We start from the raw sequence: 20,056 nt of genomic DNA, 5'->3' as shown, positions 1-20,056 counted from the left end.
GATACACTTAAAATTTATTTAAGATAGCCTATATCAGAAGAATTAATATTGTCTAAAGCATTTTTTAGGATGTGATATCAAAAAAAAAGAGCATCCACTTTCGTAGATGCGCTTTTTGATTTTATTTCAAAAGTCAAAATGAATTACTTCATTTCTGCCTCTTGCATTTTTTGCTTGTATGCGGCTTTGATAACTTGTTCTCTGTTTTTTACAGATGGCTTTACAAAGTGCTGTCTCGCTCTGAGCTCTCTTACGGCACCTGTTTTATCAAATTTCTTTTTGAAACGCTTTAGCGCCTTCTCGATTGATTCGTTCTCTTTTACGTTGACAATGATCATATGTATACACCTCCTTTCAGGGTTGCAAAAGTAGGAGATTAATTTGCCAATACCAAAATATTTCCGTTCATCTTCTGACTTCTATTCTCAAATGATTTTCAAGATGGCTAAAAAAACAAAACCCGGCTTTTCAGTCGGGTTTTGGATTTGAATGATTATGAATTATCAATCAATTACTTTCTCAGCAAGAAGGACAATTTTATTGTCTTTGACTTCCACCACACCACCGTCGATGATATGGCTTTTTTTCCCTGCTTTGGTGGTATAGGATACCGTCCCTTTTCCCAAAGCGGAAACTATCGCTGCGTGGTTGTTCAGTACCTGAAAAGATCCGTTAGCTCCCGGAAAGGTTGCTTCCGAAACTTCACCTTCAAATACCTTTTGGTCCGGTGTTATGATTGTCAATTGTATCATGATGCGTTTAAAACCTTATTTGTCCGAAGGATCGGAATGAAAATTACATTACTTCAGCAAGCATCTTCTCACCTTTGGCGATCGCATCTTCGATGGAACCTACCAAGTTGAAAGACGCTTCAGGCAAATGATCTAATTCTCCGTCGATGATCATGTTGAAGCCTCTGATGGTATCTTTGATGTCTACTAAAACACCTTTCAAACCGGTAAATGCTTCTGCAACAAAGAATGGTTGGGAAAGGAAACGTTGTACCCTTCTAGCTCTGTGTACGACCATTTTGTCTTCGTCAGAAAGTTCTTCCATACCCAAGATGGCAATGATATCCTGAAGTTCTTTGTATCTCTGAAGGATTTCTTTAACTCTTTGTGCACAGGCATAATGCTCGTCTCCCAAAACCAAAGGATTCAAAATCCTTGAAGTAGAATCCAATGGATCCACAGCAGGGTAGATACCCAATTCGGCAATTTTACGGGAAAGTACTGTAGTCGCATCCAAGTGGGCGAAAGTAGTCGCAGGAGCAGGGTCAGTCAAATCATCCGCAGGTACGTAAACTGCCTGTACTGAAGTGATAGATCCATTTTTTGTAGAGGTGATTCTTTCCTGCATCTGACCCATTTCTGTAGCCAATGTCGGTTGGTAACCTACCGCTGAAGGCATCCTTCCCAAAAGGGCGGAAACTTCTGAACCAGCTTGTGTAAATCTGAAGATGTTGTCAATGAAGAAAAGGATGTCTCTTCCCGAGCCTTCACCGTCTCCATCTCTATAATATTCTGCCAATGTCAAACCTGTCAAGGCAACCCTTGCACGGGCTCCGGGAGGCTCATTCATCTGACCAAACACGAAAGTAGCTTTGGATTCTTCCAATTTTTTCATATCCACTTTGGAAAGATCCCATCCTCCCTCTGTTTCCAATGAATGAAGGAAATCATCACCGTAAGTTACGATACCTGATTCGATCATTTCTCTCAAAAGGTCATTTCCTTCACGGGTTCTTTCTCCGACACCTGCAAATACGGAAAGACCTGAATATGCTTTTGCAATGTTGTTGATCAACTCTTGGATCAATACGGTTTTGCCGACACCGGCACCACCAAATAGACCGATTTTACCCCCTTTAGCGTAAGGGCAAACCAAATCCAAAACTTTGATTCCTGTGTAAAGGATCTCAGTAGCTGTAGAAAGGTCTTCAAATCTTGGTGCCGAACGGTGGATTGACATTCTTTTGGTTGACTTCACTTCAGGAAGACCGTCGATCGCCTGTCCAATCACATTGAACAAACGGCCTTTGATTTCTTCACCGGTAGGAACAGAAATAGGACCTTCCAAATCGGTAACTGCCTGACCTCTGACCATACCTTCGGTCGCGTCCATCGCAATGGTTCTGACCCTGTCTTCACCTAGGTGCTGCTGAACTTCCAATACGACTACCAAACCGTCTTCCTTGGTAATGGAAAGGGCGTTCAGAATCTTTGGTAATTTTCCTCCTGCGAAGGAGACGTCCACCACCGGGCCGATTACCTGAGTTATCTTACCAATATTTGCCATTTTTTATTTTGATGTAAAAAGGATTGATGCTTTTAAAATTCGAATGCAAAATTAATTATAAAAGCTTAATACCAAAGGATGTTTGGAAATATAATCCACATAGTTTTTGGATTATGAAGTTTCAATTCAGTTTTTATCAACTACTGAATAGGGTCAGTTTGTTTATGGATTAATTTGAAAGAGAGGGGAGCTAAGAGTCGAGAAGCAATAACCCAATAACGCAATAACCAAATAACCCATAACCAATCAAAAAATCCTCCTTCCAAACAAAAATGCCTTGGTCCAATAAGCCTGACTTAAATTATCTTCCGTGACGCCCAAAGAAGTGGAGGAATGTATAAAAATGATATTTCCTTTGGAGGTATCAGTGACGATGCCGGCATGTGTTACCTGCTTTTTCTTCTTGCCTGTTGCAAAGAAAAGGACATCACCTTTTTCGATGCTTTTTTCAGTTACTTTTTTTCCCTCTTTGCTTTGGGCATCTGAAGTCCGGGGCATATTAATTCCCACACTATAAAATGAATGGTACACCAAGGCGGAGCAATCCATACCCGATCTTGTGGTGCCTCCATATCTGTAAGGTGTACCCCGGTAGCTTCTTGCGGTTTCGATCACTTTATTTACATTTTGTCGTCGAATATTTTTACTGGAAGAACATGATCCAAAAAAAATCAAACTAAATACAAGGAGAAAAATATAAATTGAAGGTCTCGTATATTTTTCTTGGGAGATAGTACTCATTTTTACTCAGATTATTTTAAATTCAATAATACATACCTATTTTCTCGTTTCAAAGGTTTAAAGGGCTTATAAATTTCAAGGATGTGTTTAGAAATTATGGATTTATAGGAATATTGATGCTTTTTTTCCTTTCCTGTTCGCAGAAGGAAAAGGAGCAAAGAATTAGGGTTGAAAAAGAAATTTTTCCGGAAACAAAAGTTTTCCAGGCAATTGGCCTTCTTGGTGATTCACTTTTTACTGATATTGGTTCTGTTTCGCAAAGTGGTCAAATCGATAAGCTTTCGGATGCTGAAAAATTATTTGGAGAAGACCCAAATCTCGATAATCTGATCTGGATCGGAAGGAGGGAAGCCTATCTGGGAAGGTATGACCTTGCTATACGGACTTTTAGCAAAGCTGCCAAACAATTTCCCGAGAGCTTCGAGCCATTGCGGCACAGGGGACACAGGTTTATTTCTATCAGGGAATTTGATAGGGCGATCACTGATTTTTTGAAAGCAGCTGATTTGATGGAAAACCTTCCCTTGCAGATAGAAGCCGACGGCATGCCCAATAAGCTAAATATTCCCCTTTCCAATGGACAGTTCAATGTTTGGTACCATTTGGGTTTGGCATATTATCTGAAAAATGATTGGGAGAAAGCCCTGGAAGCTTACAAAAAATGTCTTGAAGTGTCTGACAATGATGACCTGATCGTGGCGACATTAGACTGGTATTATATGACCTTGATGAAAATGGGTAAAACAAAAGAAGCCCAAAGTCTCCTGAGGGCGGTGAATACAAAGATGACGATTATTGAAAATGATGCTTATTTCAAAAGGATATTGATGTACAAAGGTCAATTGAAACCTGAATCTCTGATGGATTTGGATGCTGCTTCGGAGGAGCAAAAACTCCAGTATGTGACTCAGGGATATGGATTGGGCAATTATTTCCTGTCAAAAGGTGATACGCTTAAAGCAAAATCCATCTTTGAAAATGTCTTAGCTTCTGGATATTGGTCGGCTTTTGGTTATATTGCTTCTGAAATGGAATTGGCTAAATTAAAAAATGAGTAAAGAAGATTTCAAATTATTGCCCCTTCACAAGAAGATTCAGGTCCTGTATACTGAAGGTACCTTTGTGGTTGGAATCAGGTATTACAGACACAAAGTCAATCTTTATCTACTCGAAAATGAATATATAGAAGTTTTTTACAACCATAAATTGGATAAGATTGACAAAATAGATTTTTTGGACCACCAGCATACCAGAATGAAATTCTATCTCGATCAGATACAGTTGACTGTCTGATTCAAGCAAAAAAAAGTCAATTGCCTAAAAGTTGCCTGTGGATTTCCAAAACCTGCGGGATCAGCATTTTATTGTCAGTATTCTTGATTACAAAGTTTGCCAATTTGTTTTTTTTCTCATCAGGAAGCTGCTTGTCTATGATGTCGTTTACCTGTTTTTCATTCCGGTGCGGATCCCTCATCAATACCCTAGAAATGCGGATTCTGATCGGGGAAGATACATTGATCACTTTATCAAGGTCTTTGTATGATCCTGTTTCAAAAAGCAAAGCGGCCTCTTTGAGGACATAGGGGGTAGTTTGTTGCTCAGTCCATTTTTCAAAGTCAGCCTTGACGGCAGGATGTACCAAGCCGTTGATGGTTTTTACTTTTTCTTCATCCGAAAAAACCTGGGAAGCTAAAAAAGCCCTGTTCAGGACACCTGTTTCAGAATAACTCTCTTGGCCAAAGTTATCCTGTATCTGTTTTTTTAGCTTTTGGTCATTGGCCATCAGCCACTTCGCCCTGTCATCTGCAAAATAGATGGGAATGCCTAAAATTGAAAAAATTCTGGCGACCGTGGATTTTCCCGAGCCGATTCCTCCCGTGATTCCTACCAATAAGGGTTTATGGCTTGTCATATTTGAGTTTCAATACTCCGGGTTCAAACTTGATTTTTTCTAAAAATGAAGGCTTCGGACTTACCTCAACAAAAATAGTACTGTCTTCTCTGTCTCTGCTGTTGTAATTTAAAACAGCTTCAAATTCGTAATTACCGAGTTCACTTACTTTTCTCTCATCAATGAAATAAGACATGATGATATTAGCTGGTTCTTGGGCAAGACTGACATTTCTTGGGAAATTGAGCATTTTGATTTTCAACCTTTTGTTTCCTTCCAGCATTTGGAAAACCTCAAATTTTACCTGAACACTTTCTTCCTCCAAGGTGAGGAAATCTGTGTAGGCTGAGGGCAAGGAAATCGGAATGAGTTTGTTGAAATCTTTGTTGATTTTGTCTTCCCCCAATTTCACTTTCAATACCCCGTCCAATTCCTGAAGTACAGAGGTCGGGCCTTTGATATCCACAAAAGGAGGATCTACGCTGATGGCGCTTCCAAGTTTAAAATTTTGTGCTAGGCTGTTGGAGGTGGTATCTATTTCAATCTTGACTTTTCTTGTTACCACTTTGTCGATATTGAATTTGATGGTATCGGAGACCATAGATACCAATACCGAAGGGCTGAGATTTTCCGCAAGGGTTCTCCTCAGTTCAGATGTCAGGATATAATCTTTGGTAGATGGGTTGTTGATTTCGATTAAAAATGGGTTTTCATTGATTTTAAAATATTTTCTCAATAAGTCCCATCCATTCCCGTTGATCTCAATTTTGATGCGGTTGGGTAATTGCTCCACAGGCATAAACTCCGTCTCATCGAAAACAATTTCGATGGGATAATCCACGACAGTATTGTAATTGTCTTTGTTGAGGGCATTTAAAACCCAAAAAGTGGCGGCTGCTAAAAAACAAAGCGCCGCCACTTTTAGGTTTGCAATCTTTTGTGGATTAAGATTTGGAAGGAGTTTCTTAAGCTTGGCCAAGATATTTTATTATTTGGTTCCTGTAGCTTTTTTGGTGAAATCAGCCGAAATCGCAGATTTTTCCACTTTCAGTTTCATTCCTTTATCCAGCTCCAAGGTTACTGTATCTCCTTCAATGGAATATATTTTTCCGTGAATTCCTCCGATGGTGACAGCAGTATCTCCTTTTTTGATAGAATCAAGAAAGTTTTTGGTTTCTTTTTGTTTTTTCTGCTGAGGTCTGATCATGAAAAAGTACATGATCAGAATAATGGATCCAAAAAGGAAAACCTGTCCCATGATCTCAGAACTCATAAAGGACTGCAATAAAATCTGGTTGTTCATAAGTTATTTTTTTACAGGACCCAATTGGTTAGGGCTTGCGCTAGCCAGTTTTGGTGTTACATTTCCTTTCAGTCTCAATCTAGTCACATTAGGATTTGTATTGGCTTGAATGGTCACTGTCGGTGCTTGGGTTCCTGTTTTGGCAGTTGAGTTAAATACCACTTTGACAAAACCTTCCTCACCGGGTTTTACTGGGGTTTTGGTCCAATCAGGGCTTGTACAGCCACATGAAGCAGTAATGTTAGAAATCACCAAAGGAGCTTGGCCTTCATTGGTAAATTTAAACAAGTGCTCTACTACTTTTCCTTCACTGATGGTACCAAAGTCATATTCCATTTCTGAAAATGCGAATTGACCTAAAGAACTCGGGTCAGCATCTGCAACTGTCGTGACATTGGCAGGAACAGGCTGTGCCGCTTCCAGTTTGGCAAGTTTTTCTTCCAATGCAGCGATTTTGTCTGATTGGTCATCTTTTTTGGTTTCGCAACTTGCAGCCATTAAAGCTACTACAAGTGTCAGGGCTGAAAATCTGATATATTTCATAATAAATAGGGGTTAATTAGCTTCTCTGTTGATTTGTTCTATAAGTTTATTGACATCGCTGAGTAAATTCTCAGCTTTGTTTTTTGCATCTGAAATTACTTTGTTTCCCTCCGATTTCGCTTCATTAAATGGAAGATTTTTCCCGTCAATTAAATCATTGATAAGTTTTTCAAGTTCTTCTTTGTATTTGAAGAGTTGATAGGAAAGTTTGTCCCTAGTATTTTTACCGGTATCGGGAGCAAACAAAATTCCTAAAGCTGCACCTATGCCTGTACCGACAAGTAATGCAATCCATGCGTTTGAATTTTTGCTCATTGTTTTGATATTTTTATTTGTTGTCCAATAATCCTCTGCCACTTTTACGGATTTCTCCGTTTTCAGTTAATTCTTTTGACAAAACATCCAAAAGGCCGTTTACAAACTGCTTGCTTTTGGGTGTGCTGTAGGTTTTTGAAATGTCAATATATTCATTGATACTCACTTTGACGGGGATGCTTGGGAAATTTTTCATTTCCGTCAAGGCCATAGATATGATGATTTTATCAGTTTGGGCTACCCTTTCAATGTCCCAATTTTGAGTTCTTTTCGAGATCAAATCCTTGTTGACACCGTCATTTTGGACGGTCAAGTTAAATATATTTTGGAAAAATTCCTTGTCATCCTCCCAGTTGATGGCGATTTCAGGAAGTACCTCCTCTGAGGAATCATAGTGGTCTTTTACATTTTTCAGCACTTTTGATGCCAAACTGCGGACAATTGTCTTGTTTTCGGTCCAGTTAAAATCTTTTTCCGAAAAGAAATTTAGGATAGCCTCAGTTTTGAAAATGACTTTTTTCAGAATCTCATCAGCGATTTCAAAGTCCTCCTCCAAAGTTGGATTGCTCAGTTTGGTGTAGTTCTGATAGGTTTCAAATGGCTTGATATAGTCTCTAAACCATTCTTTGATCTCTAGTTCAAGTTCACCGATATCCACATGTTGTCTTGTGACTGCAGATTTGTATTCGGTTGAATTCCTGATTTTCTGCAGAATTTTATTTTTGGTAAAATTCAGATCCCCTTCTGTTAAAGGAATTTTGTCAGTTGCATATTTCTTCTTTTTTTCTGTTTCAGCAGCTACGTGGTCAGCAAAAGCCAAAAGGATTTCGATTGAAAATAAGTATAACTGTGGCAGTCTTTCAGCCGAAGCGACCATGTTTTTAGCCAAAAAATCAAAATCCTTTTTATTTGCCGAATGGTAGAAATTGATTGCTTTCCTGGCTTCTTTTAGGATTCTCTCGTTGGTATCGCTTTTTGAAGTTAGTGTGTCGGTGTTCAGGTTGTTGATAAAAATCTCAGTCGTTATGCCTGACTCTTTCTTGAGCAGATTCTTATCCTGCACCTCCATGCTGTTTAAATCAGGCAAAAATGCCTCTTTAATTTGATCTTTTGCGAGATTGAAGTTGGAAGCCCTGCACTGTTCGTAGGCATAAAGGTTTTGAAAAGCCTTGACCCTAAGTATTCGTCTGTTTAACATACCTGAAATAAAAGAACGTAAATATAATTCAATTTGGGGAAGGTTAAGGAATGATTGGTATTTTAACCTTCAAACGATACAAAAAACCACCTGATTCAGTTCAATTTTTGAAAAATCAGGTGGCTTTTTTTGAACTTTTCTCAATAAGGCAATTTTACTTTGCCTATGGCTTCAATCCTATTCCAAGCCATTTCTGTGGCAGCCTGCTGCGATGGGATATTTTCTTTTTCCGATTTGTCGAGGATCGCTGTACAGATATCGTAGATTTTTTCTGCATGCTTATAAGTAAGCTCCCTGTTATATCCCCCTACAAATTCCGCATAGACATTGATCAATCCACCGGCATTGATCAGGAAATCAGGTGCATAGGTGACACCCTTTTCTAGGAGTATTTTTCCATGTTTTACTTCATCCTGAAGTTGGTTGTTGGCAGCACCGGCGATGACTTGGCATTTCAGTCTGTCAATTGTTTGGTCATTTACTGTGGCTCCTAAAGCACATGGCGCATAAATGTCCATATCTAGGTCATAAATTACACTTGGATCTACTACTGTAGCTCCTGTTTCTTTGGACACTTGCTTCAGTCTGTCTTCAAAAATATCAGTGATGAATACTTGTGCTTTTTCTTTCACAAGGTATTCTACCAAGTACTTACCTACTTGTCCTATACCTTGAACGGCTATTTTCTTTCCTTCTAGATTGTCCGAACCGTAGGCTTTTTTGGCGGCAGCTTTCATACCCAGGTAGGTGCCGTATGCCGTGACCGGAGAAGGATCTCCTCCGCCACCCCTTACTTCAGGTAATCCTGTCACATATTTTGTTTCCATAGCGATATATTCCATATCGCTTGTTTTCATGTTGACATCTTCTGCGGTGATATATCTTCCTCCCAGGCTATTAATAAACTTACCGAATCTCCTGAGGTAAGCCTCATTTTTCAGTTTTGGATCTCCGATCAATACTGCTTTGCCTCCTCCGATATTCAGACCTGAGATGGCGGCTTTGAAAGTCATGCCCCTTGATAGTCTCAACACATCTGTAATGGCTTCAGCTTCTGAAGCATAATTCCACATTCTTGTTCCACCAAGAGCGGGTCCCAATACCGTATTGTGAATGGCAATAATTGCTTTCAAGCCCGTTGGCTCGTCATAGCATACGACCAGCTGCTCGTGGCCAAGAGAAGTAATCTGTCCATATATGGAGCCTTCTCTCACTTTTTCCTCAGTTTTAATCTCTAGCATTTGAACTTGGAATTTTATATTGTGTTATATTTGGGATTGGTCTTAGAAAAACGCGATGCAAAATTATATATTTTGAATGAGGTTTTCTAACGCAATTAAAAGAGTATAATAAAACAAATCAAGAGTTTTAAAAATTTTTATTTCGTGAAATCACTTTGGCGCCTCAATAAATATTTTGTAAAATATAAGGGATATCTACTGATGGGAATCTTATTTACCATCATTTCCAATGTTTTTGTAATTATTCCTGCCCAGCTTGTAAGGATTGCCATAGATTATGTGGTGGAGAGTTTTGCCTTCTATCGCGTTTTTGCAGACGGAGAATTAGCCTCTGTGGCCCGTGGCCAATTCATGAATTTCATACTCATTTTCGGGGTTTTGATCTTGGTGATGGCGCTGTTGAGAGGTTTTTTCCTGTTCCTGATTCGACAGACGATTATCATCATGTCGAGGCTTGTCGAATACGACATGAAAAATGAAATTTTCGAACACTATCAAAAGCTTCCTCTGAGTTTTTACCGCAAAAACAGTACAGGTGACCTGATGGCAAGGATCACGGAAGATGTAAGCAGGGTAAGGATGTACTTAGGCCCTGCCATCATGTACGGAATGACACTTTTGTTTTTGTTTCCAATGGTAATCGGGTACATGCTGACAGTCAATGTAGAATTGACGGTTTATTCACTTTTGCCTTTACCGATTCTTTCCATCAGCATATATTATGTGAATAACCTCATCAACGAACGCTCTGAAAGAATCCAAAGAAGTCTTTCCGGACTCAGTACTTTTGTTCAGGAAGCATTTTCAGGAATCAGGGTAATCAAGGCATTTGTACGAGAGGAGGACAGTACCAACCAATTTACCAAAGCAAGCGAGGATTATAAGGATAAGTCCATTGATTTGGCCCTCGTCAATTCGCTGTTTTTCCCTCTTATCATGAGCTTGATTGGAATCAGTACTCTGATTACGGTCTATGTAGGAGGGATGCAAGTCATCGAAGGGACGATTGGTTATGGTGTGATCGCCGAATTTATACTTTATGTCAATATCCTGACTTGGCCTGTAACCTCTTTGGGTTGGGTAACGAGCATCATTCAGAGGGCGGCTGCTTCGCAGACCCGGATCAATGAGTTTATGGATGAAAAGAATGACATCGTCAGTACAGAATACCTCGTCGATGAAATTAAAGGCAACATAGAAGTCAAAAACTTAAGCTTTGTTTATCCTGATTCAGGAATAAAAGCATTGGACAAGGTGAGTTTCTCCATTGATTCTGGGGAGTGTTTGGCTATCATCGGTACGACAGGTTCTGGAAAATCTACTATAGCAAACCTCCTGATGAGAATGTATGACGCTACCGAAGGGAAAATATTGATCGACAAAAAAGACATCAAAGCCTATGATGTTGCTTCTCTCAGAAGGCAGATTGGCTATGTCCCCCAGGATGTTTTCCTTTTTAGTGACAGCATTGCCAACAATATCGGATTTGGATTGGATACGATTGCTGAAGGCAAAGTGGAACAAGCTGCAAAAGATGCCGATGTCTATGATAATATCATTGATTTTCCCCAAGGCTTTGAAACCAAGCTTGGTGAAAGGGGCATTACACTTTCCGGTGGTCAAAAGCAAAGAGTATCGATCGCTAGGGCCATTGCAAAAGAGCCTAGCATCTTGTTGCTGGACGACTGTCTTTCAGCCGTAGATACCAAAACAGAAAATTCGATTTTGAATTCTCTTAAGGATATCATGGAGAACAGAACCTCCATCATCATTTCCCATAGGGTATCTTCCGCCAAACTCGCCGATAAAATCATTGTACTCGATGACGGAAAAATGGTAGAACAAGGATCCCATGATTACCTGCTTGACCTCAAAGGGGTATATGCTGATCTATATGAAAAGCAGACCCATTCTGTGGATACTGTGGAAGATTAATTATCCTTTGTCTTTGTTTTTGGCAAAAAAATCAAAACCTATTTTTTGAGGATTTCCCAGACCTGAAATGTGTTCTATCTTCTGTTGGTAGGTGATCACCATGATGTCTGTAAATGCCGGTGCCAACAGGTCATTTTCCAAAGCGGAAACTACCAACTGCTCCACAAAATCCCTCATTTTTTCAGGATTGACAGGATTTTCCTTGAGTTCAGGAAAATTGTAAACGATTTTCCTGTCCCCTTCCAGGAAGAATTTATTTTCGCGATTTAGAAGCACCCGTCCAATCAGGTATCCAGGATCATCCAACCTTCCATAATCGATGGTATCGCTGAGGAAATTATAGATGAGAATCTGCCCAAAATACCTCAGGGAAACATCATCTTTCAGGTACTTGGATTTGCTGAGGTAATTTTCATCTGGGAGCCTGACAATATTGCTTTGCAGGATGAAAATCAGAACGTCTCCTCCAATCCTGAATAAAAATTCAAAACCATTGGTCCTCTCGACTTTTACTAGAATGGGGATTCCTTCTTTATTGTGTTCATTGATTTCATTGGCGAGTTGTCCACATATTTTTTCCAGATCAAAAAAGAGCCTCTCGGTCATTTCAAACAAATTATACTTCAGTTTGCTGGTAGTTTGTAGCTTAGTTAGTATATTCGAGACCATTGTATTTTTTATATTTAATCAAACAAAACGATTATGGAAGCCAAAAAAACAGGATTTGAAGAAGTAGAATCTATTCTTCGCGATATAGGCACTAAAATAGAGGAATTAATTGAAAAAGGAACTCAAGCAGGTGGAGAGGCCAAAGTCGAAATTGAAAAAAAGATCGATGACTTAAAGGAGAAAAGAACGACTCTTGAAGCTGAATTCAAAAAAGGGAAGGAAAAGGTCGAGCAGCTTTACCATGAAAAAAAAGAGGAATTTGAACCAAACCTAAGCGAATCCAAAGAGCATTTCAAAGAAGGAATCAAGCAATTGGTGGAAGGAGTAAAAACGCTTTTGGGGAAAAAGTAATCCACCGACAAAGTTTTCTTTTTCCAAAAAATCCCGTAAAAGATTTAAATGAAATTAATTCAGGGCCGGTTTTGAAATCTCAAAGCTAGCCCTGTTTTTATTCAAACGGCTTTCAATCTGGCAAAGCAAATGCCACGTAGGCATCCCCTGATTTCGTTCCTTTGCCACCGCCACAGGCAATAACAAGATATTGTCTGCCATTTTTCATATAGACTGCGGGAGTTGCATGTCCAGCAGCAGGGAGTTTGGCTTCCCAAAGGATTTCCCCGGTATCCTTATCAAAGGCCCTGATTTTCTCATCTTTGGTCGCAGCGATAAACACCAACCCACCGGCGGTGGTCACCGGACCTCCGTAGTTTTCTGTGCCTGTTGCGGGGATTCCCTTCGCAGTCAATTCATCAAATTCGCCCAAAACAGATTGCCATTTGATCTTTCCGGTATTCATATCAATGGCTGTAAGTGTCCCCCAAGGTGGATTGATGCCCGGATAGCCGTCTTCAGTCAATAACCTGGCATAGCCATTCATGTAGAATTGGGGATTCAGCCTTTCTTTTCCACCTTCCATTTCTTTCTTTTCTGCATCAGCATTTTCTTCTATCCCCATCAGGTAATCTACCAATAACTTCCTGTCTGCTTCAGCTATATGTGCAAATGCAGGCATCGCTCCTTTGCCATTTTTGATGAGGTCGGACAAAGATGCATTGTTGAAATTGGTTTTGAGATTCTCTATGGAAGGCACTGTTGGCGGATTTCCTTTTCGGGACATGCCATGGCAGTTGGCACAATAATTCACATAAATGCCCTGACCTACATTTTCAAATTTGGGATTTGCTGTCATGCGAATCACCCATGGGATTTGGTTGGCATTGATATACATGGTCTGTGTCAATGGATCAAAGGAAGAGCCACCCCATTCTGCACCTCCATCCATTCCCGGGAAAAGGACAATACCATGTTGATCGCTGGGAGGTAACCACATGTGGCCGTATTTGACATTCTCCAACTTCTTTCTGATATCTTTTTCCCACTCAGGAGTAAGGTTCAGGATGTCTTTTTCCTCATATACCATCCTCATAAAAGGTTCGGGTAAAGTCGGATGCGGCTGGGTGGGCCAGCTTTGGTCTCCTGGTATTTCGGATTGGGGGACTTCCCGTTCTTCTATGGGCCAAATGGGTTTGCCGGTAGACCTGTCAAAGGCATATATGTAGCCTTGTTTTGAAGTCTGAGCTACCGCATCTATCCATTCTCCATCTTTTTTGATCCGGATGAGGTTAGGATTGGCTGGGAAATCCCTGTCCCAAATATCATGGTGAACAGCCTGAAAATGCCAGATCCGCTGTCCGGTATTTGCGTCCAAAGCGATAAGAGAATTGGCAAAAAGGTTCTGCCCGTGTCGGTATCCCCCCCAAAAATCATAAGTTGCCGAACCAGTCGGAACATAGACGATGCCCTTTTCTTCATCCAGGCTCATTCCAGCCCAATTGTTTGCTCCTCCTATAAGATCTATGTATTCTTCCTCCCATGTATCATTACCAAATTCTCCAGATTGGGGAATAGTATGGAAAATCCATTCACGCTTTCCGGTTTTGATATTGTAAGCACGGATATGTCCCGGCGCGGCATCCAATCCTTCCGAAAGCCTCATGCCCAAAATCAGTTTGTCCTTGTAAACCACTCCAGGGGTATTGGAGGTGATCAAAAATTCCTCTAAGTCAGTATCAAGGTCTTTTTGTAAATCAACTTTTCCACCATCGCCAAAATCCATGATGGGTCGTCCATCTACTGCATTCAATGCCATCAGCCAATTTCCCGCAGCAAAAAGAATCCTCTTGTCTTCTCCCTCCTCCCAATAAGTTACCCCGCGGTTGGTACCTGCCCATGAGTTTTGTCCGCCCAGCATCTGAAAAGGATTGAACCTCCAAAGCAACTTCCCTGAAGCCGCATCGAGTGCAAATACATTCACTTGCGGACTAGTCGCATACAGGACACCGTTGACGACAATAGGCTGACATTGAATTTGGGAACGTGCAGTAGAATCTGAGGTATGATAGGTCCAAGCAACTTCAAGGTTCTGCACATTTTCTCGGTTGACCTGATCAAGAGAGGAGTACCTTGCCGCGTCTTTCGTTCCCCCAAAAGTCTCCCAACCAGAGTAGTCGAGGGGTTTATAGGAATCAGATTCTGAACATGAAAAGAGAAAGAAAATTAGAACAAAGGAAAATGGAATTTTGGGGATATTCATATTCAATATTGGATTCAATTTTTTATGGGGCTATTGATGATCCAATTTAAAAAAATTATTGGGATTACATTATTCGTTTTGGATTAGATGTATCTCAGCTTGATTTTTTGAAAGAAAATTAAGATAAAAGAGGGGAAAGATTGTGAAAAATATGCGACTGTACCTTCACTTGAAGGTATAAATAAAAACAAAAAAGCCATTCACCACTCTAATTTTATAATTCCATTTCTTCTATTTTCTAAAAAACAGAAAGAGAAATCATTTCTATCAGTGAAATGAATGGCTTTTAAGTCAATTCCTATCGATTATTAGTGCCATCCACAGGAGTTCTTTCAGCCCTGTTGGCTAGATCCCAAGCGGTATAAAAAATCAGTTTTGCCCTTTTAGTCATCAGAGGGAATTCGATTTTTTCCACAGTATCCGTTGGTTGGTGGTAATCGTCGTGAACGCCGTTGAAGAAGAAGATCACCGGGATGTTATGCTTTGCAAAATTATAGTGGTCAGAGCGATAGTAGAACCTGTTTGGGTCGTCTGCGGCATCGTACCTGTAATCCAGAATCAGGTTGGTGTAAGTAATGTTGTTGTATTCGTTGATGATTTTCAATTGTGAAGAAAGCATCTCTGAACCGATCACATAGACATAATCCTTATTTTCAGCATTTTGGTATTCGTAATCAATCCTTCCCACCATGTCAATATTGATGTTGTTTACGGTATTCGCCAAAGGGAAAATCGGGTTTTCAGAATAGTATTCAGAACCCAAAAGACCTTTTTCCTCACCTGTTACATTCAGAAACAAAATGCTTCTTCGTGGCTTTTTGCCATCTTTAGCAGCTGTGGCAAAAGCTTCTGCTATCTCCATGACGGAAACTGTACCAGAACCATCGTCATCCGCTCCGTTGTTGATTTCACCTTTGCTATTGATGCCTGTGTGGTCATAATGGGAAGAAATGACCAATACTTCCTCTTTTTTGTCTGTTCCTTCAAGGTATGCCATGACATTTTCGGTTGGCACGATTTTGATTTGTTTCTTGACTAGGTAACTTGCCTTTTGTGCCTTGATGGACTCAGGATTGTTTTTAGCAGCTTCTTTCAATGTCTCCACCGGGGTGTCAAACAATGCTGCCATTTTATCGCTGCTGACCAAGAAAACAGGTTCTTGCTTGGTAGGTTCTTCAAAACCCAATCTGCCTGAGCCGCTCAAGGATTTGTATCTGTTTGCAATCCTGTCAAAGTTTGCCTGACCTTCCATAGTGACGATGACTATCCCTGCAGCGCCTGCTTTCATGATATCGCCGACTACTGTTTGGGAACGGGCGCCAATTGCCCATAGCCCGACAAGTTTGCCGGTGACATCTACTTTCTTAAGGTTTTCCTCAGAAGCAAGACCTAGGAAAACCAATTCAGCTTTTGCTGCTTTTTTCAGGTCTCCATCTCCAAGAAATACGAAATCCTCGTTGTTGACGAGTTTTTGTTTTCCTACAGTCAGGCCAACTTCAGGATAGGAAATGGATACAAGATTAAATTTCTGTAAATAAGAACCGTCAACAGGTCCTGCCAAACCCAATCCTTTATAAAATTCGACAAGATATTCTGCCGCCATTTTTTGGCCTTTGTCGCCGGTATTTCTACCCTCAAGCTCGTCAGAGGCCAAATAAGTAAGGTGTTTTTCGAGGTCAGCAGCGGTGATCGTGGAAGCGTATTTTACTACTCCTGCGTCTTGCGCGGATAGATTCAGGGTTAGCAAAAGTCCAAATGCTCCCGAGATCCAAATTCTTTTTTTCATAAGTTATTATTGAGGTAATTCAAATTAAGGCCTTAAACATAAAAATAATTCCAATTACATTAAACCCGTTTATCAATACAGATGTTAATAGGGTGTATTTCTTTTGTCCCCAAAACCATATTCACTCAATAATTCTTACCTTTGCACAACCAAAAATTGAGGAGAATAAAACCCAAGTAAATCCCCCCTTAACTATCGATATGAAGATTAATCTCAATCCATCTACCAAGTTTGAAAATAGGCATAACGGCCCTTCTGCTGATGAAATCGCTTTGATGTTGAAAAAGATCGGAGCTGAATCTCTAGACGTGCTTATTGATCAGACTATCCCTAAATCCATTCAATTGGAGAAGCCTTTGGATCTTCCCGAGGCCAAATCTGAAGCTGCGTTTTTGAAGGAATTCAAAAAAATGGCTTCAAAAAACCGCATTTTCAAATCGTATATTGGATTGGGATATTATGATACCATTGTGCCGGGAGTGATTTTGAGAAATATCCTCGAAAATCCGGGATGGTACACCGCTTACACGCCCTATCAGGCAGAAATCGCCCAAGGCCGATTGGAAGCGCTTATCAACTACCAAACCATGGTCATGGACCTGACAGGAATGGAGATGGCAAATGCTTCCCTTCTTGATGAAGCCACAGCTGCTGCCGAAGCCATGACGATGCTTTATGCCTCCAAGCCAAGGGAAAAGAAAAACGCACACACCTTTTTTGTAGATGAAAAAATATTCCCTCAGACAAAGGACTTATTGATCACCCGCTCGGCTCCAATCGGAATCGAATTGGTGATTGCTCCACTCTCCACTTTGGACCTGACAGATCCGGATCTTTTTGGAGTGATGGTCCAATATCCAAACTTGGACGGTGAAGTCATCAACCACCTTGATTTGGTTGCAGCTGCAAAAGAAAACAATGTGCTGACTGCTTTTGCTTCTGATTTGCTAAGTTTGACCTTATTGACTCCTCCGGGAGAAATGGGAGCTGATGTTGTAGTCGGTACAAGTCAAAGACTTGGCGTACCTATGGGTTACGGCGGCCCTCATGCTGCGTTTTTTGCTACCAAAGAGGCGTACAAAAGACAAGTTCCAGGTAGGATAATCGGGGTTTCTGTTGATAGAGACGGGAACAAAGCCTACAGAATGGCGCTTCAAACCCGGGAGCAACACATCAAAAGAGAAAAAGCCACTTCCAATATCTGTACGGCACAGGTACTTCTTTCTGTAATGGCAGGAATGTATGCTGTATATCACGGACCAAAAGGATTGAAAGAAATCGCGTTGAGAACCCATGGCTTGGCACAATTGACAGCCAAAGCTCTTGCAGAAATCGGATTTGAGCAAACCAACAAAAACTTTTTTGATACCATAAAAATCAAAACCGATTCGGTACAGCAATCCAAAATCAAAGCTTTTGCTGTTTCTTCTGAATTGAACTTCAGGTATGAAGAGGGAGCGATTTTGCTTTCATTCGATGAAGTAAAAACCGTAAAAGATGTAAAATCAGTTGTGGACGTATTTTCCAAGTCCACTAACCAAAAGATCAAATCCAATTGGGAGGAATTGATTGAAGGACTTGAAATCAACCTTCCCGAAGCTATCAAAAGAAAGTCAGCCTATTTAACGCACCCTGTTTTCAATCAATACCATTCAGAGCATGAAATGCTCAGGTATATCAAGAGATTGGAAAACAAAGACCTTTCTTTGGTACATTCCATGATATCCTTGGGTTCATGTACCATGAAACTCAATGCCACAACTGAAATGATCCCTGTGACTTGGCCGGAATTTGGTCAGTTGCATCCATTTTGTCCACAGGATCAGGCAGCGGGATACTATGAAATGTTCCAAAATTTGAGAAACTGGCTGACTGAAATCACAGGTTTTGCGGATACTTCTCTACAGCCAAACTCAGGTGCCCAAGGTGAATATGCCGGTTTGATGGTCATCAGGGCTTATCACATGAGCCGCGATGATCATCACAGGAATATCGCTTTGATTCCGACTTCAGCCCATGGAACCAACCCGGCTTCTGCTGTCATGGCAGGCATGAAGGTAGTTTTGGTGAAATGCGACGAAAAAGGAAACATCGATGTCGCTGATCTGAAAGCCAAAGCCGAAGAGCATTCCAATGATTTGGCGGCTTTGATGGTGACATATCCCTCTACACATGGAGTATTTGAAGAAGCGATCCAAGAAATCTGCCAGATCATCCATGACAACGGCGGGCAAGTATATATGGACGGAGCCAACATGAATGCGCAGGTTGGTCTGACCAGCCCAGGCAGAATCGGTGCGGATGTCTGCCACCTTAATCTTCACAAAACATTCTGTATCCCTCACGGTGGAGGTGGACCCGGTATGGGTCCTATCAGCGTAGCCAAACAGTTGGTGCCCTTCCTTCCGGGAAATCCTGTGGTGGAAACAGGGGGCACACAAGCCATCCATGCTATTTCGGCAGCTCCTTTTGGCAGTGCAAGTATCCTTCCGATTTCCTATGCCTACATCGCAATGATGGGAGGAGAAGGACTTACCAATGCCACCAAGATCGCCATCTTAAACGCCAATTATATCAAGGTAAGGCTCGAAGCACATTATCCGATACTTTACACAGGTATCCACGGAAGGGCTGCGCATGAGATGATCTTGGATTGCAGGGCTTTCAAGGAATTTGGGATCGAAGTTGAAGACATTGCCAAGCGCTTGATGGATTATGGATTCCATGCGCCGACAGTTTCCTTCCCGGTAGCGGGTACGCTGATGATCGAGCCGACGGAGTCTGAGACAATGTCTGAACTTGACAGATTCTGTGATGCGATGATCGCTATCAGACATGAAATCCAGGAAGTTGCAGATGGACTTGCTGACAAAGAAAACAACGTGTTGAAAAATGCACCGCACACCGCAGCATTGGCTTTGGCAGATACTTGGGATTTCCCGTATTCAAGAGAAAAGGCTGTGTATCCATTGCCTTATGTGAAGGGTAATAAATTCTGGCCAACAGTAAGGAGGATTGATTCAGCCTTTGGGGACAGCAACCTAGTCTGTAGCTGTATTCCTGTTCAGGAATACGCAGAGGCGGAAGCAGAAGCATAACAATTTGAAAAAAAGGAGCTTAGAGGCTCCTTTTTTTTTTGGGATTATCAGTTTGGTAAATGAGTTTAGTTTTTATTTAAAGAGATAGGTTGTTTCGTTCTAGTTGAATAAATTGAGTTTCTATTTGATGGGTTTTAGAATCAGATCTTATGCCATAAGTAATGAAAAAAGTTATAGCAAATCTAGTGGTATTTTTGATTTTCGGAGGAGCTGTCTACTTAAAATACAGGTATGATTTAAAGGAAAACAGGAAATTTATACAAAAGATTAATGAAGAGTATTTATCTATCAGTTTTAGCGACAGTTTAAATTCAAATGTACTTGTTTTAAGGGATCCATTTTTTGGATCAAGTTTTAAAAAAAGCAGTAATACTGTTTTTTTTTCAACTTTGGGATGGTACAAAAAGAGGTGTATAAACTTGCTCTGAAATTAAATCAAATGGGT

General features: G+C 40.7%; 19 protein-coding genes. 5 read left to right on the top strand and 14 right to left on the bottom strand.

The genetic code is table 11. The features are described from left to right. Nucleotides 1–143 precede the first annotated feature (143 nt). The 4 genes from rpsU to ACZFYI_RS03550 all read right to left on the bottom strand — a co-directional run bounded on the left by rpsU (nucleotide 144) and on the right by ACZFYI_RS03550 (nucleotide 2,913). Entirely contained in the window at nucleotides 144–338 is a 195-nt protein-coding gene (gene rpsU, locus ACZFYI_RS03565; RefSeq protein ID WP_241124273.1) for a 30S ribosomal protein S21, read from the bottom strand. 165 nt (nucleotides 339–503) lie between these two features. Continuing rightward, the gene (atpC, locus tag ACZFYI_RS03560; protein WP_462522751.1) at nucleotides 504–752 is read right to left on the bottom strand and encodes an ATP synthase F1 subunit epsilon; all 249 of its coding nucleotides are present in this window, start codon (nucleotides 750–752) and stop codon (nucleotides 504–506) included. A 43-nt stretch (nucleotides 753–795) separates the two neighbouring features. Beyond that, a complete protein-coding gene (gene atpD, locus ACZFYI_RS03555; RefSeq protein ID WP_462522750.1) occupies nucleotides 796–2,298 on the bottom strand; it encodes a F0F1 ATP synthase subunit beta in 1,503 nt (500 codons plus the stop codon). 246 nt (nucleotides 2,299–2,544) lie between these two features. Then, complete coding sequence (locus tag ACZFYI_RS03550) at nucleotides 2,545–2,913, bottom strand: C40 family peptidase (RefSeq protein WP_462522749.1); 369 nt, start codon at nucleotides 2,911–2,913, stop codon at nucleotides 2,545–2,547. A 209-nt stretch (nucleotides 2,914–3,122) separates the two neighbouring features. Between ACZFYI_RS03550 and ACZFYI_RS03545 the strand changes: the two genes are divergently transcribed. Beyond that, a complete protein-coding gene (locus tag ACZFYI_RS03545) occupies nucleotides 3,123–4,097 on the top strand; it encodes a tetratricopeptide repeat protein (RefSeq protein WP_462522748.1) in 975 nt (324 codons plus the stop codon). Further along, nucleotides 4,090–4,332 (top strand): hypothetical protein, encoded by a 243-nt coding sequence (locus tag ACZFYI_RS03540; protein ID WP_462522747.1) that lies wholly within the window; start codon nucleotides 4,090–4,092, stop codon nucleotides 4,330–4,332. Before ACZFYI_RS03545 ends, ACZFYI_RS03540 begins: the two co-directional genes overlap by 8 nt. Before the next feature lie 16 nt (nucleotides 4,333–4,348). Here the strand turns inward: ACZFYI_RS03540 and coaE are convergent, their stop codons facing one another. The 7 genes from coaE to ACZFYI_RS03505 all read right to left on the bottom strand — a co-directional run bounded on the left by coaE (nucleotide 4,349) and on the right by ACZFYI_RS03505 (nucleotide 9,530). Further along, nucleotides 4,349–4,951, bottom strand: coding sequence for a dephospho-CoA kinase (gene coaE, locus ACZFYI_RS03535; protein ID WP_462522746.1), 603 nt, complete (start codon nucleotides 4,949–4,951; stop codon nucleotides 4,349–4,351). Then, nucleotides 4,938–5,909: a YbbR-like domain-containing protein gene (locus ACZFYI_RS03530; RefSeq protein ID WP_462522745.1), complete on the bottom strand. Its 972-nt coding sequence runs from the start codon at nucleotides 5,907–5,909 to the stop codon at nucleotides 4,938–4,940. Before ACZFYI_RS03530 ends, coaE begins: the two co-directional genes overlap by 14 nt. A 9-nt stretch (nucleotides 5,910–5,918) precedes the next feature. After that, the gene (gene yajC / locus ACZFYI_RS03525) at nucleotides 5,919–6,233 is read right to left on the bottom strand and encodes a preprotein translocase subunit YajC (RefSeq protein ID WP_462522744.1); all 315 of its coding nucleotides are present in this window, start codon (nucleotides 6,231–6,233) and stop codon (nucleotides 5,919–5,921) included. A 3-nt stretch (nucleotides 6,234–6,236) separates the two neighbouring features. After that, a complete protein-coding gene (locus ACZFYI_RS03520; RefSeq protein WP_462522743.1) occupies nucleotides 6,237–6,776 on the bottom strand; it encodes a DUF1573 domain-containing protein in 540 nt (179 codons plus the stop codon). Nucleotides 6,777–6,788: 12 nt separating this feature from the next. After that, a complete protein-coding gene (locus ACZFYI_RS03515) occupies nucleotides 6,789–7,091 on the bottom strand; it encodes a YtxH domain-containing protein (protein ID WP_241124258.1) in 303 nt (100 codons plus the stop codon). A 13-nt stretch (nucleotides 7,092–7,104) separates the two neighbouring features. After that, nucleotides 7,105–8,289 carry a transcription antitermination factor NusB gene (gene nusB / locus ACZFYI_RS03510; protein ID WP_462522742.1) on the bottom strand — a complete coding sequence of 395 codons (1,185 nt, stop codon included), beginning with the start codon at nucleotides 8,287–8,289 and terminating at the stop codon, nucleotides 7,105–7,107. Nucleotides 8,290–8,429: 140 nt separating this feature from the next. Beyond that, the gene (locus tag ACZFYI_RS03505; RefSeq protein ID WP_462522741.1) at nucleotides 8,430–9,530 is read right to left on the bottom strand and encodes a Glu/Leu/Phe/Val family dehydrogenase; all 1,101 of its coding nucleotides are present in this window, start codon (nucleotides 9,528–9,530) and stop codon (nucleotides 8,430–8,432) included. A gap of 144 nt (nucleotides 9,531–9,674) precedes the next feature. Between ACZFYI_RS03505 and ACZFYI_RS03500 the strand changes: the two genes are divergently transcribed. Beyond that, entirely contained in the window at nucleotides 9,675–11,465 is a 1,791-nt protein-coding gene (locus tag ACZFYI_RS03500; RefSeq protein WP_462522740.1) for an ABC transporter ATP-binding protein, read from the top strand. On the opposite strand, the gene ACZFYI_RS03495 is transcribed toward ACZFYI_RS03500, so the two are convergent. Then, on the bottom strand, nucleotides 11,466–12,071 hold the full coding sequence (locus ACZFYI_RS03495) for a hypothetical protein (RefSeq protein ID WP_462522739.1): 606 nt from the start codon (nucleotides 12,069–12,071) through the stop codon (nucleotides 11,466–11,468). 96 nt (nucleotides 12,072–12,167) lie between these two features. Between ACZFYI_RS03495 and ACZFYI_RS03490 the strand changes: the two genes are divergently transcribed. Next, complete coding sequence (locus ACZFYI_RS03490; protein ID WP_462522738.1) at nucleotides 12,168–12,485, top strand: sll1863 family stress response protein; 318 nt, start codon at nucleotides 12,168–12,170, stop codon at nucleotides 12,483–12,485. A gap of 112 nt (nucleotides 12,486–12,597) precedes the next feature. On the opposite strand, the gene ACZFYI_RS03485 is transcribed toward ACZFYI_RS03490, so the two are convergent. Further along, the gene (locus ACZFYI_RS03485; protein ID WP_462522737.1) at nucleotides 12,598–14,727 is read right to left on the bottom strand and encodes an outer membrane protein assembly factor BamB family protein; all 2,130 of its coding nucleotides are present in this window, start codon (nucleotides 14,725–14,727) and stop codon (nucleotides 12,598–12,600) included. 298 nt (nucleotides 14,728–15,025) lie between these two features. Beyond that, the gene (locus tag ACZFYI_RS03480) at nucleotides 15,026–16,513 is read right to left on the bottom strand and encodes a M28 family peptidase (protein WP_462522736.1); all 1,488 of its coding nucleotides are present in this window, start codon (nucleotides 16,511–16,513) and stop codon (nucleotides 15,026–15,028) included. 200 nt (nucleotides 16,514–16,713) lie between these two features. On the opposite strand from ACZFYI_RS03480, the gene gcvP reads away from it, so the two are divergent. Then, nucleotides 16,714–19,611 carry an aminomethyl-transferring glycine dehydrogenase gene (gene gcvP, locus ACZFYI_RS03475; RefSeq protein ID WP_462522735.1) on the top strand — a complete coding sequence of 966 codons (2,898 nt, stop codon included), beginning with the start codon at nucleotides 16,714–16,716 and terminating at the stop codon, nucleotides 19,609–19,611. The last annotated feature ends 445 nt before the right edge of the window (nucleotides 19,612–20,056 follow it).

This window comes from Aquiflexum sp. (genome assembly GCF_977115555.1).
This window is presented reverse-complemented; position numbering and strand designations above follow the sequence as displayed.

Coding starts and splice junctions, on each gene's coding strand:
- rpsU (WP_241124273.1), bottom strand. CDS start 338: ATGATCATTGTCAACGTAAAAGAGAACGAATCAATCGAGAAGGCGCTA.
- atpC (WP_462522751.1), bottom strand. CDS start 752: ATGATACAATTGACAATCATAACACCGGACCAAAAGGTATTTGAAGGT.
- atpD (WP_462522750.1), bottom strand. CDS start 2,298: ATGGCAAATATTGGTAAGATAACTCAGGTAATCGGCCCGGTGGTGGAC.
- ACZFYI_RS03540 (WP_462522747.1), top strand. CDS start 4,090: ATGAGTAAAGAAGATTTCAAATTATTGCCCCTTCACAAGAAGATTCAG.
- coaE (WP_462522746.1), bottom strand. CDS start 4,951: ATGACAAGCCATAAACCCTTATTGGTAGGAATCACGGGAGGAATCGGC.
- yajC (WP_462522744.1), bottom strand. CDS start 6,233: ATGAACAACCAGATTTTATTGCAGTCCTTTATGAGTTCTGAGATCATG.
- ACZFYI_RS03520 (WP_462522743.1), bottom strand. CDS start 6,776: ATGAAATATATCAGATTTTCAGCCCTGACACTTGTAGTAGCTTTAATG.
- ACZFYI_RS03515 (WP_241124258.1), bottom strand. CDS start 7,091: ATGAGCAAAAATTCAAACGCATGGATTGCATTACTTGTCGGTACAGGC.
- nusB (WP_462522742.1), bottom strand. CDS start 8,289: ATGTTAAACAGACGAATACTTAGGGTCAAGGCTTTTCAAAACCTTTAT.
- ACZFYI_RS03505 (WP_462522741.1), bottom strand. CDS start 9,530: ATGCTAGAGATTAAAACTGAGGAAAAAGTGAGAGAAGGCTCCATATAT.
- ACZFYI_RS03495 (WP_462522739.1), bottom strand. CDS start 12,071: ATGACCGAGAGGCTCTTTTTTGATCTGGAAAAAATATGTGGACAACTC.
- ACZFYI_RS03490 (WP_462522738.1), top strand. CDS start 12,168: ATGGAAGCCAAAAAAACAGGATTTGAAGAAGTAGAATCTATTCTTCGC.
- ACZFYI_RS03485 (WP_462522737.1), bottom strand. CDS start 14,727: ATGAATATCCCCAAAATTCCATTTTCCTTTGTTCTAATTTTCTTTCTC.
- ACZFYI_RS03480 (WP_462522736.1), bottom strand. CDS start 16,513: ATGAAAAAAAGAATTTGGATCTCGGGAGCATTTGGACTTTTGCTAACC.
- gcvP (WP_462522735.1), top strand. CDS start 16,714: ATGAAGATTAATCTCAATCCATCTACCAAGTTTGAAAATAGGCATAAC.